This is a genomic window from Streptomyces sp. CBMA123, assembly GCF_014596465.1.
Taxonomy (GTDB): Bacteria; Actinomycetota; Actinomycetes; order Streptomycetales; family Streptomycetaceae; genus Kitasatospora.
The window spans coordinates 49,355-76,316 of the sequence record NZ_MECK01000013.1 but is presented as its reverse complement, the minus strand read 5'-3'; the positions used below and the strand labels follow the sequence as shown (position 1 = coordinate 76,316).

General features: G+C 70.4%; 19 protein-coding genes and 1 pseudogene. 7 read left to right on the top strand and 13 right to left on the bottom strand.

Features of this window, described 5'->3' with window-relative positions:
* Nucleotides 1-16: 16 nt before the first annotated feature.
* The 7 genes from BG452_RS03590 to asnB form a co-directional block, all read right to left on the bottom strand.
* Nucleotides 17-988, bottom strand: coding sequence for a threonine/serine dehydratase (locus tag BG452_RS03590; RefSeq protein ID WP_188302651.1), 972 nt, complete (start codon nt 986-988; stop codon nt 17-19).
* The gene (locus BG452_RS03585) at nt 982-2,190 is read right to left on the bottom strand and encodes an MFS transporter (protein WP_188302650.1); all 1,209 of its coding nucleotides are present in this window, start codon (nt 2,188-2,190) and stop codon (nt 982-984) included. Before BG452_RS03585 ends, BG452_RS03590 begins: the two co-directional genes overlap by 7 nt.
* A 121-nt stretch (nt 2,191-2,311) precedes the next feature.
* On the bottom strand, nt 2,312-3,370 hold the full coding sequence (locus BG452_RS03580; RefSeq protein ID WP_188302649.1) for a MupA/Atu3671 family FMN-dependent luciferase-like monooxygenase: 1,059 nt from the start codon (nt 3,368-3,370) through the stop codon (nt 2,312-2,314).
* 104 nt (nt 3,371-3,474) lie between these two features.
* Nucleotides 3,475-9,345: an AMP-binding protein gene (locus BG452_RS03575; protein ID WP_188302648.1), complete on the bottom strand. Its 5,871-nt coding sequence runs from the start codon at nt 9,343-9,345 to the stop codon at nt 3,475-3,477.
* Between the two features lie 58 nt (nt 9,346-9,403).
* Complete coding sequence (locus BG452_RS03570) at nt 9,404-11,464, bottom strand: hypothetical protein (protein WP_188302647.1); 2,061 nt, start codon at nt 11,462-11,464, stop codon at nt 9,404-9,406.
* Nucleotides 11,465-11,475: 11 nt separating this feature from the next.
* Nucleotides 11,476-13,260: a carbamoyltransferase gene (locus BG452_RS03565; RefSeq protein ID WP_188302646.1), complete on the bottom strand. Its 1,785-nt coding sequence runs from the start codon at nt 13,258-13,260 to the stop codon at nt 11,476-11,478.
* Nucleotides 13,260-15,128 carry an asparagine synthase (glutamine-hydrolyzing) gene (gene asnB, locus BG452_RS03560; RefSeq protein WP_223241696.1) on the bottom strand — a complete coding sequence of 623 codons (1,869 nt, stop codon included), beginning with the start codon at nt 15,126-15,128 and terminating at the stop codon, nt 13,260-13,262. Before asnB ends, BG452_RS03565 begins: the two co-directional genes overlap by 1 nt.
* A 950-nt stretch (nt 15,129-16,078) precedes the next feature.
* On the opposite strand from asnB, the gene BG452_RS45255 reads away from it, so the two are divergent.
* From BG452_RS45255 to BG452_RS03545, 3 genes are all read left to right on the top strand, one after another.
* Complete coding sequence (locus BG452_RS45255) at nt 16,079-16,864, top strand: IS6 family transposase (RefSeq protein WP_317620884.1); 786 nt, start codon at nt 16,079-16,081, stop codon at nt 16,862-16,864.
* 295 nt (nt 16,865-17,159) lie between these two features.
* Nucleotides 17,160-18,368: a S8 family peptidase gene (locus BG452_RS03550; protein ID WP_188302644.1), complete on the top strand. Its 1,209-nt coding sequence runs from the start codon at nt 17,160-17,162 to the stop codon at nt 18,366-18,368.
* Nucleotides 18,369-18,936: 568 nt separating this feature from the next.
* Entirely contained in the window at nt 18,937-19,593 is a 657-nt protein-coding gene (locus BG452_RS03545; protein WP_188302643.1) for a GPP34 family phosphoprotein, read from the top strand.
* A gap of 227 nt (nt 19,594-19,820) precedes the next feature.
* Here BG452_RS03545 and BG452_RS03540 read toward each other — a convergent pair whose 3' ends face one another.
* Nucleotides 19,821-20,030 carry an STAS domain-containing protein gene (locus tag BG452_RS03540; protein WP_188302663.1) on the bottom strand — a complete coding sequence of 70 codons (210 nt, stop codon included), beginning with the start codon at nt 20,028-20,030 and terminating at the stop codon, nt 19,821-19,823.
* Nucleotides 20,031-20,458: 428 nt separating this feature from the next.
* Between BG452_RS03540 and BG452_RS03535 the strand changes: the two genes are divergently transcribed.
* Nucleotides 20,459-20,716 (top strand): amphi-Trp domain-containing protein, encoded by a 258-nt coding sequence (locus BG452_RS03535; RefSeq protein ID WP_188302642.1) that lies wholly within the window; start codon nt 20,459-20,461, stop codon nt 20,714-20,716.
* A gap of 154 nt (nt 20,717-20,870) precedes the next feature.
* On the opposite strand, the gene BG452_RS03530 is transcribed toward BG452_RS03535, so the two are convergent.
* Together BG452_RS03530 and BG452_RS03525 are read right to left on the bottom strand one after the other, a co-directional pair.
* Complete coding sequence (locus BG452_RS03530; RefSeq protein ID WP_188302641.1) at nt 20,871-21,059, bottom strand: hypothetical protein; 189 nt, start codon at nt 21,057-21,059, stop codon at nt 20,871-20,873.
* Between the two features lie 80 nt (nt 21,060-21,139).
* On the bottom strand, nt 21,140-21,334 hold the full coding sequence (locus tag BG452_RS03525; protein WP_411292875.1) for a hypothetical protein: 195 nt from the start codon (nt 21,332-21,334) through the stop codon (nt 21,140-21,142).
* Between the two features lie 324 nt (nt 21,335-21,658).
* Between BG452_RS03525 and BG452_RS03520 the strand changes: the two genes are divergently transcribed.
* Entirely contained in the window at nt 21,659-22,066 is a 408-nt protein-coding gene (locus BG452_RS03520; RefSeq protein WP_188302640.1) for a hypothetical protein, read from the top strand.
* A 66-nt stretch (nt 22,067-22,132) separates the two neighbouring features.
* On the opposite strand, the gene BG452_RS03515 is transcribed toward BG452_RS03520, so the two are convergent.
* Together BG452_RS03515 and BG452_RS03510 are read right to left on the bottom strand one after the other, a co-directional pair.
* Complete coding sequence (locus tag BG452_RS03515; RefSeq protein WP_188302639.1) at nt 22,133-23,026, bottom strand: endo alpha-1,4 polygalactosaminidase; 894 nt, start codon at nt 23,024-23,026, stop codon at nt 22,133-22,135.
* Nucleotides 23,027-23,364: 338 nt separating this feature from the next.
* A complete protein-coding gene (locus BG452_RS03510; protein WP_188302638.1) occupies nt 23,365-24,243 on the bottom strand; it encodes a hypothetical protein in 879 nt (292 codons plus the stop codon).
* Between the two features lie 1,062 nt (nt 24,244-25,305).
* Here BG452_RS03510 and BG452_RS03505 point away from each other — a divergent pair.
* Nucleotides 25,306-26,037, top strand: a pseudogene (locus BG452_RS03505) (IS5 family transposase); the annotation flags it as partial.
* A gap of 88 nt (nt 26,038-26,125) precedes the next feature.
* Here the strand turns inward: BG452_RS03505 and BG452_RS03500 are convergent.
* Entirely contained in the window at nt 26,126-26,710 is a 585-nt protein-coding gene (locus BG452_RS03500; RefSeq protein WP_188302637.1) for a group II intron maturase-specific domain-containing protein, read from the bottom strand.
* A gap of 37 nt (nt 26,711-26,747) precedes the next feature.
* Here BG452_RS03500 and BG452_RS03495 point away from each other — a divergent pair, with 37 nt between their 5' ends.
* A complete protein-coding gene (locus BG452_RS03495) occupies nt 26,748-26,939 on the top strand; it encodes a hypothetical protein (RefSeq protein WP_188302664.1) in 192 nt (63 codons plus the stop codon).
* The last annotated feature ends 23 nt before the right edge of the window (nt 26,940-26,962 follow it).

Here is a 26,962-nt window from a genome sequence, read left to right as displayed (position 1 = left end):
AGAAGTGTGTTCCCGGTCAGACGTACTTGGCTGCGGTGTCGGCCGCGAGCATCCGGTGGAACCGGTCCGGTTGGATGTTGCCGCCAGACAGCACGACTCCGATCCGCAAGCCGGTCGGACCGCGGTGGTGCGCCAGGAGGGCTGCCAGCGCGCAGGCACCGCTGGGCTCGGCCATGAGGCGGCCGTGGCGCCAGAGGAACTCCATGGCCGCCACGATCTGCTCGTTCGTTACGGTGTCGATCCGGTCGAGGAGCCGGCTGTTCACCTCGAACGTGAAGCGGCCCGGCGCGCGGTGGCGCAGGCCGTCGGCGATGGTCGACGGGGTGGGAATGCTGACACGGTGGCCGGCGCGCAGCGAGCGGGCGGTGTCGTCCCCGTCGGCCGGCTCGACGCCGACGACCTGGATGCGCGGGTTGAGCGCTTTGGCCACGGTCGCGCAGCCCGCCGCGAGTCCGCCGCCGCCGACCGGCACGACCAGGAGGTCCAACGCGCCTGCTTGGTCGAAGAGTTCGAGGGCGAGTGTGCCGTGGCCGGCCGCGACGTCGGGGTCGTCCGAGGAGGGGAGCACCCGCAGGCCCAGGCGGTCCGCCAGGTCGGCGGTGATGACGTCGCGATCGTCCCGTAAGGGGTCGTAGTGGACCACGTGAGCCTGGTGCGCGCGCACCGCGGCCACCTTGACCTCTGGGACATCACCGGGCAGCACCACGTGGGCTGGTATGCCGAACTGCTGGGCGACCATGGCCACGGCTCGGCCGAAGTTGCCGGAGGAAGCTGCCACGACGCCCTGGCGCCGTGACCCGGGGTCTGCGGCCAGTAGCTTGTTCAGAGCGCCTCGGATCTTGAACGCGCCGGTGTGCTGGTGCAGTTCGGACTTGAGGACCACACGTGCGCCCACAGCAGCATCGAGCTCGGGCAGCGTGATCACCGGCGTGCGGACCACACGGCCGGAGATCCGTTTCGCGGCTGACGTCACATCACTGATCAACATGGTCCTTGCTCCGCGGTCGGAAGGGGCGGCTCACGGAGGAGCAGCGAGGGGAGAACTCCCATGGCAGCCACGGAGGCCCCGACCAGCCACCAGGAGTACGAGGTGTGCCGGAGCAGCGCCGCGGTCAGGAGCGTGGGGCCCACGAGGTCCTGCCCCACCCGCCCGAGGTTGAAGAAGGAGAGGTAGCGGCTGCGGGCCCGGCTCGGCGACAGTTCGAACGACAGGTAGGTGCCGGCCAGGTGCAGACAGGCGCCGACCGTGTGGACGAGGACGGCCACGACGAGGAGCCCGACGGCCACAAGCGGGGCGGAGGTCGTTCCGGACCCCGCGTACAGGACGCAGGACAGCCCCACCGCGAGTCCGGCGGCGGCCATCGCGTGGGCGGCCGGGCGGAAGCCGGCCGTGCGTCGGTTGAGGGGTATCTGGATCAGCATGGCGGTCACCGCGTTCACGGCGAGCACCAAGGTGAGGGCCCAGCGGGGAGCGCTGGTGTGCTCGGTCACCCAGAGCGGCATCACCACGGTGAGGATGGTGACGTGGGTGAAGAGGAAGCCGTTGACCACGGTGATCAGCACGAACCGGGCATCCCGCATGGGGGAGCGTACGGCCGCGTCCCGCTCCGTGGGCCCGGCGGGCAGAGAGACTGGCACCCGCAGCCCTCGCAGCAGCAGGGCCGCGACGGCGAACGAGACGCCGTTGACCGCGATGCCCACCGCGTACAGGGCGGACGAGTCGAGGAGGACCGGGATAGTGGCGGTCGCGGAACCGAGCACGATGGCGCCGTTGCGCACCGCCATCACCGTGCCCAGCACCGTGGCTCGTTCCCGGTCGGCGAAGACCGTGCTGATCAGGGCCTGGTTGATCGGCGTACTGGCCCGGTCGGCGCAGGACAGCAGGCAGGTCAGGGCGAAGAACGCCCAGTACTGGGAGGCGGTGATGTAGAGGGTGTAGCCCACCGCCCGGATCAGGAAGAGCACGATCAACGTCGGCCGGGCGCCGTAGTGGTCGGCCACCCGCCCGAGGAGGAGGCTGGCCAGCAGGGCCGTGATGCTTCCCGCGGATAGGGCGAGGCCGACGGAGGTGATGGAGAAGTGCTGGACCTTGGTGAAGTAGAGCACGGAGGTCGCGGTGTAGAGACCCGTTCCGAACGAGTCGACGCCCGCGATCGTCAGGAACAGACGTGCCCGGCGTTGGTCGAGCATGAGGATGGCGGCAAGGCTCCGGGAACGGGTCAGGGGCCGGGAGCTGGGCTGTCCGCTCGGCATCTGGTGATTCTTCCTTGTCATTGTGCGTCCCGAAGGCAGCCCGGGGGCCAGCCTGGGATCAGCTGAAGGTCGCCGCGAGTTCGATCAACGGCTCGATTCCGCCCAATATCTCACTTCCCGTCAGGCCGAAGTCGAGCAGGCAGGCCACCTCGTCGACGCCGATCCGGGCCAACCGATCGACCATGGGGGCGCACTCGGCTGGCGATCCGATCAGGGAGCCCTGACGGAGGTACCGCTCGTAGGTGACGTCGACCAGTTCGTCGATGAGGTCGCCGGGAATCTCCTCGTCGGGGATCTGGTGACCTCCGCTGATGGTCCCGCCGCCGGTGGCGGACTTGCGTTCCAGTACGACGGCCGAGCGGAGGTACTCCCGGAAGGGCCCTCGCGACCGGAGCTCCGCCGTGCCGCCGTCGGCATCGAGGTGGGTGTGGAGCATGAGGGACACCAGCCCGCCTTGCGGCTGGTGACCGTGGTCGGCCCGGGCCTTGCGGTACAGCGCGATCTTGTCGCGGAGCTGGTCCAGGTCCTGGCCGATGAGGTGGGTGAGGAGGTTCGCCCCGGCGGCTCCCGCGTCAATGAAGGTCTGCGGATTGCCGGAGGACGTCAGCCACACCGGGAGTTCCCGCTGCACGGGCTTCGGGTACAGGCGCACCTCGGTCGGGTGACCGGTGCCGTTCACCAGCTCGACGCTCTCCCCGCGCCACAGCCGCCGCACGGTGTCGACCTGCTCCAGCATCGTGGCGCGGCGGTCGGCGTACCGGTCGGGGCACAGGACGAAGTCGTTGGTGTTCCACCCCGCGCCGAACGAGACGGCGGCTCGGCCCGAGGACAGGTTGTCGACCACCGACCACTCCTCGGCCACCCGGACCGTGTGGTGGAGCGGTGATATCAGGCTTCCCGCGCGCAGTTGCAGGCGTTGGGTGACCGTTGCGAGTGCCGCACTGGTCAGTGCCGGGTTGGGGAAGACGCCGCCGAACTCGTCGAAGTGTCGTTCCGGGGTCCAGACTGCGCTCAGCCCGCCGGCGTCGGCGAGCCTGGCGACTTCGAGCATGGTGCGGTAGGTCTCCTCCGCACCGCCTCCGGGAGAGGCGGCGAAGAACATGACACCGAAGCGCATCGCGAACTCCGTCTCGATCGGATTGGGTGGTCTTCAGGTCGGAAAAGTGCCAGGGCGGTACGGCCCGGGGGCGCGGTCCGCATGAGGCCGCGCCCCCGAGACGGTCACGGCAGCAGTGAGTCCAGCTCCCGGCCGATCGCCTCGGCGGTGGTGCGGACCGCGGGCGGCGCCACGACGTCGTAGTGGTCGGCGTCGGTGACGGTGACGGTCTGCGGCTGCGCGCCCAGGAACTCCGTCCAGCCCAGCACCGCGTCCACGCCCGCCGGGCGGCGCTGCCCCTGTGCGACGACGAGGAGCGTCCGCGTACCGGTGAGCTTTCCGCGGCGGCCACGGTAGTTGCCAAGCGCCACGCTGTGCTCGTGGAAGACGGCGAAGCGGCGGCGGAGTTCCGTGAGGGTGTCGTCCTCCCCCTCGCCGGCCGGATCGAGCAGCCGCCCGAGGTCTGCTGCGGCCGGCGCGCCCGCCACGCGCTCGACGTCGGCGGCGAACGAGGGCAAATGGTCGGCCGGCGCCCCGTCGAAGCCGTCGAAGGCGGGGCTGCCGGGGGCATAGCTGTCGACCATGGCGAGGAGCGCGGCGGTCTCACCGTCGAAGGAGAGCTGGCGGGCGATCTCGTAGGCCACGATACCGCCCAAGGACCAGCCGGCGAGTGCGTAGGGTCCCTGCGGTTGGACCTCGCGCAGTTCGTGCAGGTAGACCGCCGCCATCTCCCGGACGTCGGAGTACAGGCTGCCGCCGTCCAGACCCGGTGCCCGGAAGGCGTAGACGGGGCGGTCGCCGGGCAGCAGTCGGGCGAGATCCCGGTACGCGATGACGTCTCCGCCGATGGGGTGCACCAGGAACAGCGGTGTCGCCGAGGCCGGCCCTGGGCGCAGCGTGACGAGGGCGCCGTGGTCGTCGTCCTCCCGCTCGGCGGTCAGGCGGGCTATCACCTGGGCCAGTTGGTCGATCCTCGGCGCCCGGAGGAGGTCGCGAAGGGTCAGTTCGGCTCCCGTCTCCCTGCGGATGCGAGTGATGAGGATGGTGGCGAGCAGCGAGTGCCCGCCGCTGGCGAAGAAGTCGTCCTCCACGCCGATCTCTTCGGTGCGCAGGACGGACTGCCAGATGCGGAGCAGCCGGGTCTCGGCCGCGTTGCGGGGCGCCAAGTGGACGGCCTGTTTCCGTACGGTCTCGGTCCGCCCCCGCAGGGCGGTCTGATCGACCTTGCCGTTGGGCAGCATGGGCAGGCTGTCCAGGAAGAACAGCAGTCCGGGGACGACAGGCGCCGGCAGCCGCTGGGTGAGGTGGTCACGCAGCGCCTGGGTGGTCAGCGCCGAGCCGGCTGTGCGGACGACGTATCCCACCAGTTCGGTCCGGCCATCGTCCTCGTGCGGGAGCACCACTGCGGAGCCGACCTCGGGGTGGGTGCCGATGGCGGCGGCGACTTCGGCCGGGTGGACGCTCACGCCCCGCAGTTTGACCATGCCGTTGCTGCGCCCCTGGGGCGTCACGGAGTGGTCGGTGTGCACGACGCCGACGTCCCCCGTGTAGTAGAGGAGGTCAGACGGGTCGGTGCGGTGCGGGTTCGGCCGGAACGCATCCGGTGCCGTCGGGCCGAGGTAGCCGAGGGTGCGGTAGGGCGTCCTGACGACGATCTCGCCGCGCTCTCCGGGCAGGCACTCCTGTCCATCCTTGCCCAGCACGATGATCTGGGTGCCAGGCAGCGGTCGGCCGATCGGTTGTCCGGGACCGGGGAGGGGATCCTGGACCCGTTGGAACGACTTGATCATCGTGGTCTCGGTCGCCCCGTAGAGGCTCACCAGCTCCGCGTCGCAGTCCGGGAACAGGGCCCGGAAGCGGTGCACCACCGCGTCCGTCAGCGGTTCACCCGAGAGGGCGACCAGCCGCAGTTCGGGCAGCTTCACGTCCGCGGCGTCCTCGGCCAGCGCCAGCCACGACGACAGCACGCTCGGCGTCGTGTGCACGACGCTGATCCGCTCCGCAGCGATCCATTCGATCAGCCGCAGGGTGTCGTCGCGCTCGCGTTGCGGTGGGATGTGCACCGACGCTCCCGCGCAGAGCGGCACCAGGAGGTCCCGGAGCACCGCGTCGAACGAGAAGGACGTCAGCTGGGCGAAGCGGTCGGCCCGCGTGATACCGAACTCCTCCCGCTCCCAGGAGATGAAGTGGTCGAGCCCCGCGTGGGAGCCGAGGACGCCTTTGGGCGTTCCGGTCGTGCCCGATGTAAAGAAGACGTACGCGGGCCGGTCGTCGGACGAGCCTCCCGGTCCGGCGGGTGACGGTGGACGGACGGTGGCTGCAGGCTCGGCGGTCCGCTCGGTCGCGTGTGCCACGGGCAGGCCCGCGGCGCCGGGCCACTGCGGGTCGCGGTCGTGTCCGGTTGCGAGGACCAGGGTGGCGCCGGAGATGCGGGCCATCTGCTGCTGACGTTCGGGCGGCAGTTCCTCGTCAATGGGAACGAAGACGGTGCCGCGGGCGAGGGCCGCCAGCACCGCGGCGATCGACGACGGGTGCTTGCCCCCCAGCACGGCGACGGTCCGGCCGGGCTCCAGGGAGGGGGCGATGCTTGCCACTGTCGCCGCCAGGTCCTGATAGGACAGGGAGTGTTCGCCGATCCGGACGGCCTCGCTGTCCGGTGCTTCGGCGGCGGCCCGAGTGAACTCGTCGAAGACTCGTGGGTGGGTGCGGCGCTCCACCTCCTGGGCGAACGGGTGCGGCGTGGGGCGTGCCAGGGTCGACCCGGGACGCTCCGGAGACAGGACCGCCGCCTCCAGGAGGGTGACGACGCGGCGGCCAAGGACGTCGGCCAGGTCGGCGTCGAAGAGATCCGTGTTGTACTCCAGATCGAAGTGGATCCCGGCCGGCCCCTCGGTCGCCGCCAGCGTCAGGTCGAACTTGGCGGCGGGCACCAGCGCGGGGATGCCGGCCGCGTCGGTCGCGCCGATCACGTCGACCGGCCGAAGCACACGGCGGTCGGCGGCGGTTACGTTGCGGGGAGGCATCCGCACCATCGCCTGGAAGAGCGGCGTCCGGCTGGCGTCCCGTTCGGGTTTGAGGGCCTCGACGACCTTGGCCCACGCCAGGTGCCGGTGCTCGTGGGCGGACAAAACGGCCGCCTTGACCCGTGCCAGCGCGTCCGTGAAGCTCGGGTCTCCGCCCAGGTCGAGGCGGTAGGCGTGGGTACGGACGAAGAACCCCACCACCTCCTCGGTCTCCGGTCGTTCACGGCCGGCGTCGTCGGTCCCGAGCACGACGCAGTCCTCGCCGGAGGCCTGGGCCAGTACCAGGCCGAACGCGGCGACCACCGCCATGTAGGTGGTGGCCCCGTGGCGGCGGCAGAACTCCTCGAGCCGGCCGGCCAGCGTGGGCGGAGCCTCGATGCGACGGGTCGCCCCGTTGTGGGTCCGTACGGCCGGCCGGGGCCGACTGGTCGGAAGGTCCAGGACCGGGGTGGACGCGCCGAGGTGGTCACGCCAGAAGTCGGCGTCGGCCGATTCCCGCGTCTCGTCCCGGTGGCTGTGGTTCCACAAGACGTGGTCGGCGTACTGCAGGGGGGTGGTGGCCGGTTCTTCGACCGGGCGGCCTTTGAGGGCCGACGCGAGGAGAGCGTCCAGTTCGTCGGCGACGAGCTCCAGTGACCAACCGTCGCAGACGATGTGGTGCACGGTGATGCCGAGGAGCCGCCTCGGCGATTCGTCCTCGATCGTGATCAGCCGTGCGCGGAACAGGCGTCCCTGTTCCAGGGCGAACGGGACGGCGGCCTCCGCCGCGAGGCGGGCCAGGGCCGAGGCCTCGTCGGCGACGGGCGGCAGCGGGCGGAAGTCGACACCGTCCGGCGGCAGGACTTCCTGAACCGGTCGTCCGTCCACCTCGACCACTGCGGTGCGCAGCGCCTCGTGCCGTGCCGCCACACGCTCCAGCGCCGACCCGACCAGGTCGTCGCCGATTCCGGCGGGCAGCTCGAAGAGCCCGGCCATGTTGTAGGCACTGCCCTGCGGGACCTGCTGTTCCAGGAACCACACGCCTTCCTGTTCGGGGGAGAGCGGTATCGGCCCGGTCCTGGGGAGGGGGACGATCGACTCGTCCTGCGGCGCGGGGCCGGGGGCCCGGCGTACCTCGTCCACGGCGGTGGCCAGGGCCGGCACGGTCGGCGCGTCGAAGAACCGGTGGAGCGGGAGGTCGACGCCGAAGTCGCGCCGCAGCCGGGAGAGGACCCGGACCATCAGGAGGGAGTGTCCGCCCAGGGAGAAGAAATCGGCTGTCCGTGGCGGTGGCGCGCAGTCGAGCACTTCCGCCCAGATCTCCGCCACGGCCTGCTCGGTCGGCGACTCCCAGGCAGGGCCGTCGCCGTGGTCCGCAGCCGGAACCGGCGGGGTGGGCAGTGCACGTCGGTCGAGCTTGCCGTGCAGTGTGAGCGGAAGGGCGTCGAGCACCACGACGTGAGAGGGGACCACTGCGGTCGACAGGCGCTCGGCCACGGTGTCGCGGACGTCCTGGGGGGTGATGGACGCGTCGGCGGCGGGCACCACGTAGGCGACCAGCTCCGTTTCCCCACGCTGGTTCCGGCGGGAGACGACTGCCGCCGCTTGGAGGCCGGGATGGTCAGCGAGGATCGCGCCCACCTCGTCCGGCTGCACCCGGACACCGCGGACCTTCACCTGGTCGTCGCGGCGCCCGATGATCACGACGTCGCCTTCGGGGGTGTAGCGGCCGAGGTCGCCGGTGCGCTGCACCAGGTCGTCCGGGTCGTCCGGGCGGAACGGATTGACCTCGAAGAGCGGCGGCTCGCCCGCTGCCGGGCGGAGCCGCCCGAGCACCAGATGGGGCGAGCGGATCAGGACCTCGCCCAGTTCCCCCGGGCCGCACAGCCGGCCCAGCTCGTCGACCACGAGGAGCTGGGCGCCTTGGATCCCCTTGCCCACCGGCAGCGCGCCTTCCCCGATCACCTCCGGGATCGGGTAGCAGGACTTGAGGATGGTCGCCTCAGTGGTTCCGTACAGGTTGAACATCCTGGCAGTGACGTCCGGGAACGCGGCGCGCCACTGGGTGACCAGCGTGCCCTGGAGGAGGTCGCCGGACAGGAGGATCAGCCGCAGCGCCGACAGATCGGCCGTGGTCCGGGCGTCCGTGGCGAGCAGCGCGCCGAACACGCTGGGGACCGTCTGCAGCACGGTGAGCCGGGCGTGGCCGATCCAGGCCATGAGCGGTTCGGTGTCGTCGAACGGTCGGTCCATCGGAGGCAGGCAGACCGTCGCGCCGCTGGTCAGCGCGGGAAGGAGGTCCTTGAGGACTCCGTCGAAGGTGAGAGCGGACAGCTGGCCCACCCGGTCACCCGGCCCGAGGCCGAAGTGCCGTGCTGCCCAGGCGATGAAGTGGCTCAGCGAGCTGTGTCGGCCGACGAGGCCGCGCGGCCGTCCGGTGGTCCCCGAGGTGAAGAACAGGTAGGACGCGGACTGCGGCGACGGCGGCTGCGGGACGACCGCGTCCGCTGACAGTGCCTCCAGTTCGGCTGCGGTCAGGGCGCGGACGCCTCCGGGTAGCTCGTCAGTGGCGCCGCCGGGAGTGGCGTCGGGGAGCAGCAGTAGCACCGCGTCCGCCTCCGCCAGGAGCTCGGACTTGCGGGTCGCAGACTGCGTCGGGTCCAGCGGAAGCAGTACGGCGCCGGACCACATGGTGCCCAGCAGACAGGCCATGGTCGCGACGGAGCGCCCGCCGTCGACCGCCACGGTCTGGCCCGGTTGGACCCCGGCCGCCCGCAGGCCCGCGGCCAGCCGTCGCACGAGCGTCAGGAGATCGCCGTAGCTCAGCTCGTCCTCACCCCTGCACAGCGCGACGAGGTCGGGCGCTGAACCCGCCTGCTTCTCGAACAGCTCCAGCACGGTCAGCTGCGACTCGTGGGCGAGCACGGCGGCAGGATCGACGAGGACGGCCGACCGTCCTGTTCCATCGGGGCCGCGACCGGGCTCCGTTGTCATCTGACACTCCAGTTTCCGAAGGCGGGAGAGGGTGTTGCGGGGGCACCCGTGCGGGTCATCAGAGTTCCTGTGGAGCCCCGGTGGTGCAGGAGGCGGTGAACGCGTGGAGGTGGCCGTAGGCGGGGAGGCTGTCGGGCGCTTCTCCACGCTCCAGGGCCCTGGCCCCGGCCTCCAGCAGCTGCTCGCCGTCGGACGGGCACAGCGGCCAGAGGACGCGGACCGAGTTGACCCCTGTCCGCCAGCACCGGGCCGGCACCATGATGCGGGCGGTGGTCCAGTGGCCGCTGACGTCCACCACCGCCACCGCCTCACTGTTGACCTCCACGGTGACCGGGAGCGAGCGCTCCTCCACCCCGGGCAGCCGCCAGGTCGCCTCCAACCGGACGTCCTGTGGCCGTGCGAGCACCGGGTAGAAGCCGCTCACCGTGTCCAGCGCGACGAGGTGTGCCCGCGCGGGTCCGAAGCCGAAGCCCAGCCGTTCCCGGAACGTGGCGGCCCGGACCACGTCGGCCAGCAGGTCCACCCTGGGGCCGGCCTGCTCCGAGATCAGCAGCTTCCGGTATTCGTCCTCGACCCGAACACCTCGTCGTTCGAGGAGTTCGACCATCACGTCGCGCAGCGCGTGGTCGGCGAGCTTGCCGGACAGCCGGGTGTCCCCGGCCTGGAGGTACCGGGCGAGCTGCGGGACCGATGCGGAGGCGGCGTAACTGCGGCACATCCAGTGCGGGCCCGACCTGCTCTGGTAGTCGAGGTAGTCGCGCAAGCGCTCGGCGATGCCGTCGTCGAAGGCCAGCGCGGTCTCCAGGTGGTACCGCAGGACCTCGGTGGGCTGGCCGTAATGCGCGTTGTGCACGGCGGCCAGGAAGTGTGCCACCGCCTGGACGCCGGGCGCCGGCACGGTGAGACCGGCGGCCAGCCGATCGGCGGGCGTCTCCTCGCCGCCGAGGGACGGGGCGAGGCGTGATACCACGGCGGAGGCCGTGAGCGTGAGTCCCTCGAGGCTGAGATGGCAGTAGTCCATGAAGAAGCGCCGGTCCGGCGTGGCACCCGCCGCAGCCGAGCGGAACTCCCGGGCGAGGTCGACCCGGGTGAACCCGTACTCGTCGCAGGCGCGCCGCATCTCCTCCTGGACCGCCGACAGGATGCGCGGGGAGTGGGCGGCGAAGATCCCCACCGGGGCCTCTTTGGCGGCTACGAGAGCCTGCTCCGCGCCCTGCGGATCCATCTTGAGCAGGGCCGCGGCGAGCAGCCGTTGGCTCACCGGGCTGGCGCCCTGGTCCAGCTCCGTCATCGCCCGTGCTGCCGCTGCTGCCGCTGCGGTGTCCCCACTGTCCAGCGCCTGTTGGGCGCGCTGGCGCAGGTCCATCCACTCCGCTGTGGACTGTCCCGGCAGGACCGGGCAGAGCAGTGACCGCTCCTCCTCCCAGTCGGCGAGGTTGAACTCGGGGATGACCAGGGTGACGGCCGCCCCGAGGCCCGCGGCGACCGTGGCGAGAGCACGCAGCACGTGACGGGCGTGCTCCAGCACGTAGCGCTGGAACAGCAGACGGGCGGCTGGGTATCCGCCGGTGCGCACCGCCTCGGCGAGCTCGTGGAACTGGCGCGGCGACAGGTCGATGGTCGCCCAGTTGTTGCCGGCGAACAAGACCAGTGCTTCCGGCTCGAGATCGGCCGCCTCAGTGAGGGCGCGCACCAGTTGGCCCCAGGTGGCGTTGGTGCGCGCCAGGTCCACGACGTCCACGTCCCGCGTCCCGGGGACCTGCTCGAAGCACTCGCCGAGCAGCTCGGCAAGGTTGGTCGTGGGGTCGTAGAAGTAGCCCCGGGCGGCGGACTCGCCGAGCAGCACGACGCGCCGGTGCCCGGGTCGCAGCGGGAGCCGATCGAGATCGGCCCAGTACCGCCAGTCGTCGCGACTCTCCCGGGTGCGGACGTAGTCCTCTCCACTGCGCCGCCAGACGGCGACGGTTCCCGCCTCCACCTCGGGGAGCGGACAGTCCTCGACGCCGCCGGCATCGGCGCGGAGCGCCTGCAGCAGGGCCAGGACAGCGGCTCCGTCGTCCGAGGCCAGTAGCTGTCCGAGACGGCGGGCATAGGTGCGGTTCATCTTGTCCATCGACATCGGAGAGGCCCCTACAGAAGTGTGTAGACGGTGTCGCTGACGGCGGATCCACGAGACGGCCGGGTGTTCTCGAACCACGTGCGCCACACCTCGGGCAGTGCCTCGCGGTCGATCACGAAGTCCTCCAGGACCAGGCAGTCGATGGCGGAGCGCAGGAAGCACAGGAGGGCGTCCTCCGGTGTCCACACGATGGGTTCTCCGCGCAAGTTGAAGGACGTGTTGAGGAGGATCGGGCAGCCGGTCCGTTCATCGAACGCCTTGATGAGCCGGTAGAACCGGCCGTTAGCCTCCTCGGTGACGGTCTGCACCCGGGCGGACCGGTCGACGTGCGTAATGGCCGGCAGGTCGAGCGGGGACACCACCTCGCAGGTCTCCAGCATGAACGGCGACTCGTGGTCCAGCCGGAAGTGTTCCGCCGCGCGCTCCGCGAGGACCGCGGGCGCGAAGGGACGGAAGCCTTCGCGCATCTTCACCGAGGCGTTGATCCGGTCCCGGGTATCGGCGCCCCGCGGGTCCGCCAGGATCGAGCGCCCGCCGAGGGCACGCGGACCGAACTCCATCCGTCCGTGGACCCAGCCGATCACCTTGCCTGCGGCCAGCCTTTCGGCGACCGCCGCGAGCAGCTCCGGTTCTCGGTCGGTGAAGTCGAGGAACCCGTCGGTACCGGCGGCCCGGAGCTTCCTCGCCACGTCCGAGGGCGGGACGGCCCCGCCAAGCAGCGCGGTCCGCATGCGCTCGGAGGACGGGCGCTGGCCGGTGAGCCTGCGGTGGGCGACGGCGGCGGCGCCGAGGCTGCCTCCCGCGTCTCCCGCTGCGGGCTGGACGAAGACGTCGCGGAACGGCCCCTCCTCGACGATCCGCCGGACGGCGACAACGTTCAGGGCAACGCCGCCGGCCATGCAGAGGTTGTCGCTCGGCACGAGGCGCCGGGCCCGGTGGGCCAGGGCGAGCAGCGTCTCCTCGGTGACGGTCTGGATGCTGCGGGCGAGATCGCAGTGGGCCTGCTCGATTTCGGACTCCGGCATCCGGGGAGGCAGGCCGAGCAGTTCGGCGAGCCGCTCGGACCCCATGCCCGCGGGGTTGCGGAAGTCGAAGTAGGAGAGGTCGAGCGAGAACTTCCCGTCGGCGGTCACGTCGATCAGTTCGCGCACCCGGTCGGCATAGCGGGGAACGCCGTAGGGGGCGAGGCCCATCACCTTGTACTCGCCTTCGTTCACCTCGAAGCCGAGGTGCCCGGTGATCGTGCTGTAGAGAAGGCCCAGTGAATGCGGGAATTCGACCTCGTCCAGGAGGTCGAGGTCCGCCCCGGTGCCGCGGCCCCAGGTGGTGGTGGCCCATTCGCCCACGGCGTCCACGGTGAGAACGGCGGAGTCCTCGAACCCCGAGAAGTAGTAGGCGCTGGCCGCGTGCGAGAGGTGGTGCTCGACGATCTCCACGGGGCCGTCGAATCCCAGTACTTCGCGTATCTCCCGGCGGGGGCGGTCCGCGTCGAACCGGAACAGTGCGTGGGGCCCCGTTTCTGGGACGTCGGGAAGCGCCGTCCAGAGTTGCCGGTCGAGTTTCTTCGCCGGGTCCTCGTAGTAAGCGATGCAGTCGACGTCCGCAATGGTGAGTCCGGCCTCCCGCAGGCAGTGCCGGAGCGCCTCCCGGGGGATACCTGGGTCCTGCTTCCGGCGGGTGAACCGCTCCTCGTGCGCTGCGGCGATCAGCCGCCCACCGACCATCACGGCACAGGCCGAATCGTGAAAGTGTGCGGAGATGCCCACGATGACGGGGCCCTCGAGTGGAGCAGTCATCAATTCCCCCTACGTGGCAGGTCGTAGACGTCAAGGAAGACGTTGAAGGTGATCACCGTCATCAGGAGATCCTTTTCGAACGGCACGTTGATTCTGAACCCCGGCTGTGAATAGGACTCCACGAGCTGGGCGACCGAGGCCGGATCGAAGTAGCCGTCGGCCTTGATCCGGTCGGGATCGAGCAGGGAGGTGATGAAATCATTCTGCTGACGAAGCAGGTGCGGGCTTCCCGGAGCAGTGAAACCGAACTTCTCGCGGTCGATGATGGAATCCGGAATCCACGAGCGGGCCACCTTCTTGAGGAGGTACTTCTCCTCCAGCTCGTGCAGTTTCAGGTCCTCCGGGACGGTGGCCATGAAGTCCACCAGTTCGCGATCCAGGAACGGGTGCCGGGACTCCACCGAATTGGCGAAGGCCATGCGGTCCCCGTGGTCGCCCAACAGGTGGTCGGCGAGGCGGAGTTTGAGGTCCAGGTAGGAACGACGGTGCAGATTGCTCAGCCCGGCCAGGCGTTCCACGTCCACCAGCGGGTGCGCCATGCAGTCGATGTCGGGCTCGTCCTCGACGAGGCCGTCCGCATAGAGCCACTTCTTGGTAGCCCGGAACGCGACGTCGTCGCCCTCGTAGAAGAAGTTCTCGTCACCCCACGCTCGGGCCCGCAGCCTGGCCTCGCTCAACTGGTCGACACCTCGACGCTGGCTGCTCCGCACCTGGTCGAACCGGTATCCGATGTACCCGCCGAAGAGTTCATCGGCGCCCTGCCCGGTGAGGACCACCTTCACCCCGTGGCGTCGGGCCGTCTCCGAGAGGGCGAAGGCCGCCGTGTCGAACGACTCCTTCAACGGACACTCTGTGTGCCGGATCACGCTGGTGAGCCGCTCCGCGATGTCGTCCCCGTGGATGAAGCGCTCATGGTGGGTGGTGCCCAGGCTGCGACTCATCAGCCGCTGGTGCCGCGCTTCGGACAGTTCGCGTTCGGGGAAGGCCGCAGAGAAGGAGGGGATGTCCGCATTCGGCAACTTCGATCGCATGATCGCGCCGATCAGCGAGGAATCCAGTCCGCCGCTCAGATAGAGCCCGACCCCGACGTCGGATTGCAGCCGCTTCTCCACCGAGCTCACCAGGAGCTCTTCCAGGCGATTGACGTAGTAGCGGTCGCTGTGCCGCTCCGGAGGCTCGTCCGCGCGTGGATAGGCAAGATCCCAGTAGCGGTGTTCCCGAGGCGCTTCGCCGTTCCTGGACGTCACGATCGTGCCGGGCGGAACGCTGCGCACCCCCTTGAACATGGTGCGTGGACTCACCAGACCGGGAAGGGTCAGGACCTGGTCGAGCCCGACGGGGTCCACCTCGCGTCGCACCACCGGATGTCGCAGGAGGGCCTTGATCTCGGATCCGAAGACGAGTGTTCTCTGTTCGTAGGCATAGAAGAGTGGCACAACGCCGAAATGGTCCCGGGCGGCCAGGAAGAGACGTTGGCGACGGTCGTACAGCACCACGGCGAACTGGCCATCGAGGTGTTCGACGAAATCCGTGCCGTATTCTTCGTAGAGATGTGGCACCACCTCTGTGTCGCACCGGTTCTTGAGCGTGTGGCCGCGCGCGGTGAGCCGGCGGCGCAACTCGGCGTGATTGTAGATTTCCCCGGTGGTCATGGCGACGACACTCTGATCCTCGCTGTACACGGGCTGCTCGCCACCGTCGGGGTCCATGATTCCCAGGCGCGCGAAGCCGAATCCGATGAGTTCGGCCACGTGTTCGCCGAATGAATCCGGTCCGCGGTGGCGGAGTTCCCGCTGCATCTCGCCGAGAGTTCCGTCCGGCGGCTCGGCGCCACCTTCGGGCATGACGAATCCGCAGAGGCCACACATGAGTTCACAAACTCCCTGATTGCGCTGGCTGGCAGGATGACTGGGGCTGGCAGTGCGCTGAACTCCCGGCGTCGTATGGAGCGTTGACCGACTGGCCGGGTAGGGATCCTTCGAAGTTGATCGACGTCCTTGCGGAACGCTAGATAGTGGACCGATCAAAGTCAAGTAACTTATTTTAAAGCCGAGTTGGCCAGAAATTGGCAGACGGTTCCGGTCATCTCGGATCGAGTGCGACCGACAGGCGCAGGGCCTCTCTGCTGACTGAGTCCCGAAGCGGATGTCATGACAGCGGCAGGTCGCGCCGTGGGACGGGGTCGGAAGGTCGGCTCCCGACGCCACCACCCGCAGTGCCGTTGCCATCTGGGTGGGTGGCTCGATCGGATCGCCGTGACGAGCTCAATGACCTGACGCGGTTTCAACGTCGATATGACCTGAAAATCGGCCGTTGTCTTTCCGGAGTGATGGGTGCGTTCTGGCTGGTCAGGGATAGGGCCGGTGTTTCGGCGGCAAGGGTGAGGCGCCGTGCCGTCTCTTCGGTGGAGGTGCCGGGATGCCGTCAGTGATGGGGTTGTTGAGGAACGCGAACGCGCCGCCCGGCAGCGGGTGGAGGCCCTTTCAGGTCGAGCTGCGGGAGGTCGAGGCGGTGTGGGAGCGGTTCGTGATCACCCGCGAGACCGTGGGCGAGGCCCTGGCGGAGTCTCCCGGAGGCGGGGAAGTGCCACGGGCCGTGGTGGACGGTGAGCGGCCGGGGCCGGTCGCCGCAGCGGTTCCCGGGTCGGCGGTGCCGCACTGGCGGGAGGGGTTCGCTCCGACGGTGCTGGCGCCGGACTTCCGACGGAGGCATTGTCACGTTGGCTGGCGGGTGCGGGATGATCTCGGGATTGGACCTGTCGGGAGGGGATCACTCGTGACGACCACGCTGCCGTCATACAGGGGGCCACCGGTACCCGGTGGAGGTCATCTCGCACTGCGTGTGGCTGTACTTCCGCTTCCCGCTCAGCTTTCGCGAGGCCGAGGAGCTGATGCTCGAACGCGGCGTGATCGTCTCGTACGAGAGCGTGCGCCGCTGGTGCCTGAAGTTCGGTCAGTCCTACGCCAACGCCCTGCGCCGCCGGCACCCGAGGCCTGGCGACAAGTGGCACCTGGACGAGGTCTTCGTCAAGATCAACGGTGAGCGGAAGTACCTGTGGCGGGCGGTGGACGCCGATGGGAACGTGCTCGACATCCTCGTGCAGAGCCGACGGGACACCGCCGCGGCCAGGCGTTTCTTCAAGAAGCTGATGAAGAGGACCCGGTCGGTGCCGAGGGTGGGCGCACTTCGGCGACGAGAGCTCCGAGCGGATCGCGGCGGCACTGCGCGCCGCCGCCGACTGCGCGGGAAGCGTGCCGCACCCGCCAGTCAGCGAGAAGGCGAAGGAGCGCGCCCGGGTGCTGTGGGATGTGCTGCTGAGGCTGGCCGCGCCCTGGGCGGACCACCGCGACTACGACCTGCGTTGGTCGATGGACTCCTCCGGCTGCAGTCTCCTGCCGGAGGGCTGACCCTGACCCCGAGTGGAACCGGGTCATCCTCGCCGAGACCCGCTGTGCTGCGCTGCCTGTCCACTCCCATCTCGCCGCTGCCGCGCGGCATCGAGGTGCGGTTCGTGTGCCCTGAGCCGCGGGCCGAGGTGGAGTTCCTCGAACTCACCCCCACCGGCCGACTCCGCCGGCGGGTGCGGCGAGGGCTGCGCGAATGACTGCACCCGGCCCGTCCGACCACCCCCGGCGGCGCGCGTCGGCTGCTGCGCGCCGCCCCAGTGCTCCCTTCACTCCGTACGGAGCCCGTGTGCTCCGGCAGGCTGACCAGCGGAGCCCCCGCCTCGCCACAACGGGCCGACCTGTCGCCACCGGGTCTGGTGTGCTCCTCAGCCGGCCGGGGCGTTCACGGACCGGGTGGGGACGACCAACGACCGCCAGCCTTGTGAAGGGTGGGAGAGGTGGGCGACGCCGCCTTCCCTCGCCCCCGATGGACGACGAGCTGTTCCAGCTGCTGTGGCAGACCCTGCTGCGCGCCGGCGCGTCCCGTTCTGTTCGTCCTGCCCGCTGGCTCTAATCGTCACCGGGCCGTCCGTCGCCACCCCCGCCTCGGCGGGTACGAGTACGCCGGTCACCGCCCCGCTCCTGCGCTCGGAGGAGGCGGTCCCGGGCCGCTACATCGTCGCCCTCGACAACAGCACTTCCCCCATCACCGTCACCCGCTCCCTGCCGGACATCGCCGCGGAGAAGACCTTCACCCGCGTGTTGAACGGCTTCTCCGCGACCCTCACCCCGGCGCAGGTGGAGAGCGTGCGCCGGTATCCGGGGGTGCGGGCGGTCGAAGAAGTCTCTGTCGTCCGCGCGGACCCCTCCGACACGGAGCCGCGCGGAATCCGGGCAGCGGCGGCCAGCTGGGGCCTGGACCGCATCGACCAGCGCAAGCTTCCCCTCGACGGCCAATACACCACCACCGCGACCGGAGCGGGGGTGAACGCCTACATCATCGACAGCGGCATCGACTTCTCTCATCCCGAATTCAAAGGCCGCGCCGAACCGGGCTTCGACGCGATCCCCGACGGTCGCAACGGCCAGGACTGCCATGGCCACGGCACCCATGTCGCCGGCATCGTCGGCGGAACGACGTACGGCGTCGCCCCGAAGGTCAACCTGATCGCCGTGCGCGTCCTCGACTGCAGCAACGCCGGCGACTCCGCGGACCTGATCGCCGGAATGGACTGGGTCGCCCTGCACGGCCAACAACCCGCCGTCACAAACATCTCCATCGGCGCCCCCGCCTCACAATTGATCAACGAGGCCGCCAACAGACTCGCCGAACAAGGCATCCCGCCCACCGTGTCAGCCGGCAACGGAGCCACCGACGCCTGCGACCGCTCCCCCGCCAGCGCAGAACGCAGCATGGCCATCGGCTCCACCAACATCGACGACACCGAGCGAGACAGCAGCAACTTCGGCCCGTGCGTATGGATGTACGCCCCCGGAGGAGACATCACCTCTGCCAAACTCGGCGGCGGCAGCACAGTCCAAAGCGGCACGTCCCAGGCCGCCCCCCACGTCGCCGGCGTGGCCGCCCTCTACAAGCAGCTCCACCCCGAAGCCAGCACCACCACCGTCCGGCTCTGGCTGGCCGAACAGTCCACCAAGAATGTCCTAGCCGCCGTCAGTAAGACCTCTCCCAACCGCCTGCTCAACACCGGCGGCCTCTAGCAGCCAGCGCGCCGAAATCCAGGACCAACACCGGCGGAGAACTGGGCGTGACGGTGGCGGCCGGGGAGCGCCGGGTCCGGTCGCACCCGGCAACGGGATATTTCGACGAGTACTGGGCAGGCCTGCCGGTCGAGGACCGGGTCGAGGCCCGTAGCCGGACACGCCGACGACCCGGTTGAGAAAGCGGCGGCGTAGTCGGGGGTTCCAGGCCGGTGTCCGAGGCCGGCGGTACGCTGCCGGGGCCCCGAGAAGGCAGCGGAAGGCCGTCACCCGCGAGTGGCGGCCTTCCGACATCCCGGCGGTGGGCCCTGACCGCCGCACCTTCGGCGTGAGCGGCAGCAACCACGCGGACGACACCGGGACCTTCCTGCGGATCGTCGGCTTCCAGGAGCGCGGGCGCCGCGGGGGCACTGGGGGACGAGGCGCTCGGGGCACCGGCGCTGCACCCCCGGCCCGGCGGCGCTCCCCGCCTGCCCCCGCGCGACCAGGGCGCGTACTCCCGCGGACGGAGGACGGGCCCTCCCACGGGCCGACGGCGGACCCGCCCGTACGCCGTATGGTCGGAGCCATGAGCCGAGGACTGCATCTGGACGTCTACCTGCTGGCCTTCGACACTGCGGCCCAGCGGCTGCAGGACCGCCCCCGGGCCGGCTTCCTTCTGCGCGCCGCCGCCCTGGCCGAACTCGCCCACCGCGGCGCCCTCGGCGAGGACACGGCGGGCCGGGTGAAGGTCGTGTCCGGCGCCGCCACCGGGGACCCTGTCCTGGACGCCCTGATCGCCGACGTGGGCACGGCCCCGCGCACCTGGAAGGCGTGGATCCGGCGCGGGCGCGACGACACCCTGGAGGCCGCCGAGGAACGCCTGGCGGCACTGGGCGCGGTGACCGTGGTGGACCGCGACCCCTACGGCCCGGTCGCCCCGCGGCGCCCGGTGACGGTGCAGGACCCGCGTGAGGCCCTCGACCTCCAGGCGCGGGTGGCCGAGCTGGTCCGCGGCAACGCACCCGTCGCCGCAGCGCCGTTCGCCGACGCCGCCCTCGCCGCGCTGGCCGCCCACGGACACCTGCGGCTGGTACTGACCCGGCAGGACCGCAGGCGGCACGCCGAGCGGATCCACGCGCTCACCCACCGGCTCGCCGCCCCGGCCCCGGGCCTGGCCCGCGCGGTGAACGGACTGAACCTGACCATGATCGCCGCGCAGGGAGGCATGGGGGGCGGCGGCTGAACCGCCCCCGGCACCCGGGGCACTCCGGCGCGCCGCTTCGCATGCGCTGCGGCTTCGGCGTTCACTGCGGTGCCCCCGCCGGACGCGCCTTCGGTGCCGTCCGCGTTCAGGGACGGCGAGCTCCCCGAGCGCGCCCGCGACGGCGGGCTCACCGGTGGGGCGGCCGGTGACCGCCGGGCGGGCCGGGTCACCGCGTAACGCCCGGGCCTGTCCATCGGCCGCCGACCTCACCAGGTGCCGGCCAGGGCGGCGCGGGCGCTGTCGCGGACGGTGAGCACATCATCGGCGCCGGTGATCTCCAGCAGTCGGCGGATCTGCGGGGTGGGTACAGCGAGCACGAACGCGATGCCGGCGGCGCGGGCGGCGATCCGGGTTCTGAGGAGCGCGTTGAGGCCGATGGAGTCGCAGAAGGTGAGGCCTGTGAGGTCGACGACCAGTCGGGGCCTGCTCGTGCCAGGTGGTGCGGACGACCACCCCGCCCGGGGTCAGGTGCTCGCTTGACCAGGTCCGGCAGCACGCGCCGCCACCAGGTCGGGCTGGGGCCGGCGGCCATCCGGCGCGGACCGGAGCGGCGGGCACGAGCGCGGTGGGCGCGGCCGGGTGGCGGCGACGGCGGAGGGGCAGGTTGGGAGTCGTCGATTCCCGTTCGGTGTGCGCGCCATCGCGCCGAGCGGGGCCTGGCCCAGCTTTCGACCGACACCAGGGCGACGGGCAAAAAAGGCCCTCTCAGCCGGGGGCGGGCGGTCGGTGCGGTGGCGCAGCAGGGCTCCGGAAGCGGGCACCCTGGGCCTGTGTGGCCTGGCCCGGCGGCCAGCGGCGTGAGAATGGGCCCTACGTGCTGTTGTCACCGACCCGGGAGACATCCGTGAAGGACCTTGAGTTCGAACAGAAGCGCACGCTGTCACGCACCGAGGCCGCCGATCAGCTCGAGGCGCTGGCGGCCGCGCTCAGGCGCGGTGGCCGGGCCGAGCTGGAGCTCGGGCCCGGAAAGCTGACGCTGTGGATCCCGGACGAGCTGCACACCGAGATCGAGGTCGAGCTGGGGGACGGCAAGATGGAACTGGAGATCGAGCTGTCGTGGCACACGGGACAGCCGGACCGGGCTCCGGACGCCGACGACTGACGGCTGGCGAATGGCGGCTGACCGCTGACCGCTGACCGCTGACGGCTGACGGCTGACGGCTGACGGCCGCAGTGGTCCGGTGCGCTCTCGAACCCGCCGTCAGGTCGCGGTAGATCAGTACGTCACACGGCTGGGCTCCCTCGCCGAGGGCGGGTCAGTCCTCCGGGATGAAGTCCTGTCCGCAGACCCCGCACAGGACCGGACCACCGTCCAGCCGGCCTGGGGTGACCTGGATCCGACGGGGGCCGTCCACCTGCCGCTTCCCGCCATGGGTGTCCAGGGCCTCGTGGGTGGCGCACCGGCACACGATCGCCAGGCGCTTACCCCTGCGTGCCGGGGTCATGCTCCGGGGCGGCTGAAGGAACATCAGCGACTCGTCCAGGGCATTAAGGAGGCATGACCAACATGGTCCAGGGCCCCCACTCAGAGGACCTTCGGGACTGACCGCCCTGTGGTGTTCGGCCTCGGTTCGTAGTGGGCGCGGCCGTCGGCGCCGTACCGGCCGATCTCGGTGATCAGCGCGGCGCCGTCGGCGAGCTGCTCGGTGTCCCAGCCGGTGACGTCCAGCAACAACCCGTCGGGCGGGCCACCGACCAGTTCTCTGTCCGCGCGGGCGATCGGGGGTGCCGGTCACCACCGCGCCGGTTCGACATCGGCGCCCTGGTCGTCGTCCTGCCCGAGGTCGGCGGCCCGGGCTGCCAGCGTCTGGGTCTCGTCGCGAAGCAGTTCGGTGATCCAGTCGGCGACGCTGGCGGGGAGTCGGACGGTGCGTTGTTCGATTTGGTCGGGGTGCCGATGGTCAGCCAGACGTTGGCGCCGGCGCTGGGCGCGGCGGCGAGGTCGGCGAACTCCTGCAGGGCGTCGGCGAGGTCGGCGGCCGCGCCCTCGTTGTCGCCGTTCACCAGCTCGCCGGGCCCCGCTGGAGGAGATCGACCCCTTCTGGTGCCCCACCTGGCCATCACCTGGCAGCGCACCTACACCACCGCCCGGCGGTGGTGGCTGGAGCCCGAAGGACGGGTCGACTGGGCGCAGCTGCCGCTGGACACGGTGTTCGAGGGTGAGCAGCTCGGACGCCGGGTACAGGCGCAGTGGGCTGGCTGGCCCGGCCTGGAGGCAGACCACCGGGACCTGCTGACGGCGATCGGCATCGAGGAGGACCAGGAGCTGGTGGCCGCGAAGCAGGCCGTCGAGGCGAAGCCCAAGGTGTCCCGCACGGACCGGTTCCAGCAGGGCCTGGTCGCCCTGGCCCGGTTCGTCGATCGGGAAGGGCATGCTCGCGTCCCGCGTCGGGTTCCCGGGCGGCGGGCTCACGATGATCGTCAGGCCGTCGTCGTTGTAGGCGGTCCTTGAGGTGCCCGTGCTCGGGCAGGCTGTCCTCGAACTTGCCCAGTGCCACTCCAGAAACAGGTGGCCGGTTCAGCAGGTCTGGCGCAGGTAGCCGGCGTCGCCTGGTGGAACGACGTCGAGGTCGCGTCGCACGATGCTGATGTGGGTCCCCCAGGTCGTGCACGCCACCTGGAGGCCCTGCTCGTCGTACTCGATGTCGATTACGCTGTCGCCGAACGCGTCGATGTACCGGTCGCACTCGCCGTACGTGCCGCACTGTTCCACCACCGCGAAGTCGAGGCCCAGTTGCTGCCGGTCCGGGGCCAGCTCCGCCGCGTTCTTCTGGGCGATGGCAAGGCCTCGTCCGTGGGCGTGCGCGACGAGTAGGGACTGGTACGCCTCGGCGTCGGCCGCGCTCAGCAGTTCGGCCGAGCGTGTGTAGCTGTCGTAGTTGTCCGGCTCGACGGCGTTGAAGCCCTTGGTGGCACACTCGTCGATCCAGCCGTCCACCTTCAGAGCGATCCGCTGCCGCTTGGTGTCCGTGCTGATGTCCAGCAGCGCCTCGTTCCAGGTGGTGTCGTGGACGACGTTGCCGGCCCGGTCCCGGAGCGGGAGGTCCCGGTCCCATTCCTGCTCTGCGTCCGGCTGGGCCTGGAAGCCGTTGACATAGCAGATGTTGTAGATCCCCGGTGCCGGGGACGCCCCGTGGTCGCGGCTGACGACGGACACACCGGCCGGTGGCTGGTACGGCCCGCCGATCTGGTAGTCGAACCCGGCGTGCACCGGAGGCACCGTCACGGCGGGCGAGGTCGCTGCCGGTGCCGATGTCCCCTCGGGTGTGGAAGGCGAGATCGTCACCACCGGTTCCGCGGTTCCGCCGGAGGAAGTGCACGAAGAGACTGCGAGAACGGCCGCCGCCGAGATCGTCAGCGCTACGGCGATCACGATCCGCGACCTGCGGGATCGAGCATGGTCAACGGGCATCATCGGACTCCAGGATGACGGGGCGTGTCCTCAGGGCAGCTCCCCTCTTGCGGTGCCGCAGACACGAAGGGCCACCCTGGCCGGCGCTTTCCTCCCGAGACTGGTCGCCTGTCTCGTCGGGCAGGGCGTCGACGGGGCGGTGAGGCCGCGTCGTAGCGTGGCTGCGGTGCTACCGGGCACCCGGGTTCCGTGCGAGAAGCAGACGCAGCGGGGTGATCGCGTCGGCGGGGTCGGCACTCGGTCGTCGGCAGCGTCAGAGACCGGGCGGTGGTCGATGACGGCGGCCAAGGACTTGGCCGCCGTCGGGTGTGGAGGCTGCGGACAGCGGGCCCGGCGGGTCAGGCCACGCAGCCGGGGACCGCGGTGGGGCTGCCGAAGCAGTTGGTCGGGTTGTTGGCGAGCACGGCGGTGAAGTCGAGCGTGACGCTGCCGCCGTTGTTGAAGACGCCTCCGGGGGCGTTGGTCGCGACGTTGCTGGTGACCTTGCTCCGGGTGAGCGTGGTGGTGCCGGCAGCGCCGAAGTTGGCGATACCGCCGCCCGCACCCGCGGGCCCGGATGCCGAGTTGTCGTAGACGTTGCTCTGCGAGATGTTCAACGTACCGTCGTTGGCCACTCCGCCGCCCAGCTCGAGCGCGTTGTTGTTGACGACGGTGCTCTTGTCGATGGTCATGGTGCCGTCGTTGCCCAGACCGCCACCGTTGTAGAGCGCGCTGTTGGCAGTGATGAGGCTGTGCTCAACGTTCGTGGTGGATCCGGTGTTGCCGCCGATCCCGCCGGAGAAGTCGGCGTGGTTGTCGCGGATGAGGCTGCGCCTGACAGTGAGGGTTCCGTCGTTGCGGATGCCGCCCCCGAAGTCTCCCGTCGCGTCACCGTTGGCGATGATCGCGTCGCGAAGGTCCAGGTTTCCCGTCGAGTCGACCGTGAGGATGCGGAAGGCCGGCGCGGCCGGGCCACGGGTGATGGTGGCGCCGTCACCCTTGATGACGATCGTGTTCTGGATGTCCGGCAGCGGGGTGGTCAGGGTGTAGATGCAGCCCGGGGCCAGGGCGAGCGTGTCACCGGAGGTGTTCGCGTTGGTGATGGCGGTCGCCAGCGCGGCGGTGGTGCACGGGACGAACGTCTGCGCGGCTGCCGGGGTGGCCGCCAGGCCTGTGACCGTGAGGGCGGCCGCCCCGAGAGCGCCCAGCGTGCGGATCGCCAGCTTGCTGTGGTTCATTGCTTCTCCCTGGTGTTGAGTGGATCGTTCACGGGGCCGCGTGCGGCGTGTCCGGGAACGGGTCGAGGTGTGCTGCGACTTGGGCTCGTGGTGGCTCGAGCCCTCTGGTGTGGTCTGGTCGCACCTGTTCGGACATCCGGCTTGCGTCCGTCGGGGGCGCGGGGGTTGAACGTCCGTGCGCCGGCCGGGCGGTGTGGCTGTCACGGGTATCGGTGTGGTGCCACGGCCTCGTTCGTCGAGGTTCTCGCCGGGCCGGTTCTGACCGCCGGATCCGTCCGGCGGCCACCCGTGGGTGCCCGTCCACACGGTGGGTGCGGTGAGGTAGGTGTAGTCGCTGGGGGCGTGGATGGTGCCTGTGGTGGTGGTCGGGTCTGCGGGGCCCGGAAGTCCGGGCGGGCGCGGTGAAGGCGACTGCTGTGTCGGAGACGACAGTGCGATGGCAAAGACCCCGGCACCGCCTCCGGTGGGTCCTTGGTCCGGGCTGACGGCCTGCCGGGGGCGTCATGACGCCCCCGTGTTCGCGCCGTTGTCGCTCACCCAGGAGGAGAGAGCGTTCGGGGTGACCGCGATTCCGGTGGGCCCGCCCCGCCCGGCAGGATCGCGTCCTTCGCCGCCGGTCCTGCCGGCAGGCGGTCAGTCGCTGAGGTCATGATGTCCCCTCCGATCAAGCGGGGACCGCCGACGTCCCACGGCCGTCGCGTTCACGACAGTCGACATGACGTTGGCTCCTGACCGGGGGCGCCCGACGGCTGTCGGACCGGGAGCACGTGTCTCCTGAGGTCCAACGCATTCCCCCGGCAAGGGATGGGCGGCCCACCGGGTGCAATCACTACGAGTAACCCACAGAGCTACAGAAGGTAGCCATCGAAAGGCCTGCTTCTCACCCGAACGGCCGAGCGCGCTACCCGCGAACGACCCCGCACGTGCTGTCCACCCGGCCACGACGACCACTTCCCCGCGTACCGCGGCCGCACCGCCCGACAGGGCGCATCGCCGGAGGGGCCTGGCCGCCGACCAGGACCGAGTCGTCCTCGAGGCAGTCGAAGCAGTGGACCGTGGTGTGTGACGCGAGAGCAACTGACGGATGCGGAGTGGGTGTTGATTGAGCCGTACTTGCCGATCGGCGAGTACGGCCCGTACCCGGAGCGGCTGCGGCAGCAGTTCGAGGGCGTGATCTGGCGATTCCGGACGGGCGGGCAGTGGCGGGAGATGCCGAAGGAGTTCGGTGCTTGGTCGACCGTCTCCAATCGGTTCCGGCAGTGGAGGGACGCCGGTGTCTTCGAAGCCCTGATGGAGGGCGTGATCGCGGAAGCCGCGAAGCGCGGCGAGGTGGACTTGTCCCTGGTCAGCGTGGACTGCACGACTGTGCGGGCTCACCACGATGCCGCCGGAATGCACCTCGATTCCGACACCATGGCCGCCCTGGAGAAGGCTGCCGAGGAGGCTGAGAAGGCCCGGCAAAAGGGGGAGGCTCGGAGGAACAAGACGGGCGGGATACCTCAGGTGACCCGAAACGGGAAGAACGGCGACGCATCCGGCGCCGGCGCAAGTTCCGGCTGAAGGAAGCTCTGCTCGGGCGCTCCAGGGGTGGGCAGACCAGCAAGATCCACGTTGCCGGTGAGCGCAAGTGCCGCCCGCTGGTGTTCAGCCTGACTGACGGCCAGGCCGCGGACAGCCCGCAGTTCATCCCCGTGCTGGAGAAGGTCCGGGTCCGGGTGCCGGTCGGCCGTCCTCGCACCCGACCTGGCGCGGTCGCCGGAGACAAGGCCTACTCGTCCCGCGGCAACCGTGCCGCCGAGCAGCCGGGGGGAATCTCACCCCCCGGCCCTCACAGAACCGTGCGTAACAGTCTCCCGTTACACGGCTCGTGCCGCTCTGATCGTCAGACCACCACGGCGCACACGCTGATGCGCCACTGCGCGAACATGCGGGGGTATCGCCGAGCGATCTCCTGCATCTTCGCCAGGGCCTTGCGCTTGCCCGCGAACCGCTTGTACTTGTTGCGGATCCAGCGCACCAGGTAGGCGTTGATGCGCATCACGAAGGGTTCCAACTCGCACCACCGGAACCGGCCGTAGTAGTTGATCCAGCCCGCCACCACCGGGTTGATCCGCCGGGCGAGCTGGACGAAGGAGGATCCGGTCCGGGTGTGCAGGTGCCAAGACCGCACCTCCCGCCCGATCCTGGTCAGGGCCTCCCTGCTGATCCCGGGCTCGAACGAGAGGAACACGTTCCCTCGCCGGCTCCGGTTCTTCCTGGCACGGAACGTGTACCCGAGGAACGTGAACGCCTCGTGTATAAAACTGCGGTCAGGGCGGTGGGCGGTGCGGCGGTGGGCGCGCAGTCCGAGCGGGCCGCCCTGGATCGGGGAGCGGCAGTCCGGGCAGGAGCTCCACCAGGCTGTGCCGGGCGGCAGGTCGGCCGGGGTGAGCGGGTGCGAGTGCGGGCCGAGTGCGGCGCGCGTCATCGGGGCCTCCGGGAAGAGGGAGGCCCGGCCCGCCGACGTGGGCGGGCCGGGCCTGGACGGCGGATCGGTCAGGCCGTGGGCTCACCCCGGTGACGAGGCCGACTCCGTCACCGTCTCCAACGAGAACGGCCTCAACTTCGAAAACGGCGTCATCACCATCCGCGCCGACGAGCGCGTCGCCCTCCAGGCCCCCCGCCTCGAGTCCTTCGTTGTTGGCACCTGGGCGTAGTCGTCAGGCCAGGCCCAGGGCTG

Excerpts from the sequence above, each read along its gene's own strand:
- BG452_RS03590 (WP_188302651.1), bottom strand. The coding sequence starts at position 988 with ATGTTGATCAGTGATGTGACGTCAGCCGCGAAACGGATCTCCGGCCGT.
- BG452_RS03585 (WP_188302650.1), bottom strand. The coding sequence starts at position 2,190 with ATGCTCGACCAACGCCGGGCACGTCTGTTCCTGACGATCGCGGGCGTC.
- BG452_RS03580 (WP_188302649.1), bottom strand. The coding sequence starts at position 3,370 with ATGCGCTTCGGTGTCATGTTCTTCGCCGCCTCTCCCGGAGGCGGTGCG.
- BG452_RS03575 (WP_188302648.1), bottom strand. The coding sequence starts at position 9,345 with ATGACAACGGAGCCCGGTCGCGGCCCCGATGGAACAGGACGGTCGGCC.
- BG452_RS03570 (WP_188302647.1), bottom strand. The coding sequence starts at position 11,464 with ATGTCGATGGACAAGATGAACCGCACCTATGCCCGCCGTCTCGGACAG.
- BG452_RS03565 (WP_188302646.1), bottom strand. The coding sequence starts at position 13,260 with ATGACTGCTCCACTCGAGGGCCCCGTCATCGTGGGCATCTCCGCACAC.
- asnB (WP_223241696.1), bottom strand. The coding sequence starts at position 15,128 with ATGTGTGGCCTCTGCGGATTCGTCATGCCCGAAGGTGGCGCCGAGCCG.
- BG452_RS03545 (WP_188302643.1), top strand. The coding sequence starts at position 18,937 with ATGAGCCGAGGACTGCATCTGGACGTCTACCTGCTGGCCTTCGACACT.
- BG452_RS03530 (WP_188302641.1), bottom strand. The coding sequence starts at position 21,059 with ATGACCCCGGCACGCAGGGGTAAGCGCCTGGCGATCGTGTGCCGGTGC.
- BG452_RS03515 (WP_188302639.1), bottom strand. The coding sequence starts at position 23,026 with ATGCCCGTTGACCATGCTCGATCCCGCAGGTCGCGGATCGTGATCGCC.
- BG452_RS03510 (WP_188302638.1), bottom strand. The coding sequence starts at position 24,243 with ATGAACCACAGCAAGCTGGCGATCCGCACGCTGGGCGCTCTCGGGGCG.
- BG452_RS03500 (WP_188302637.1), bottom strand. The coding sequence starts at position 26,710 with ATGACGCGCGCCGCACTCGGCCCGCACTCGCACCCGCTCACCCCGGCC.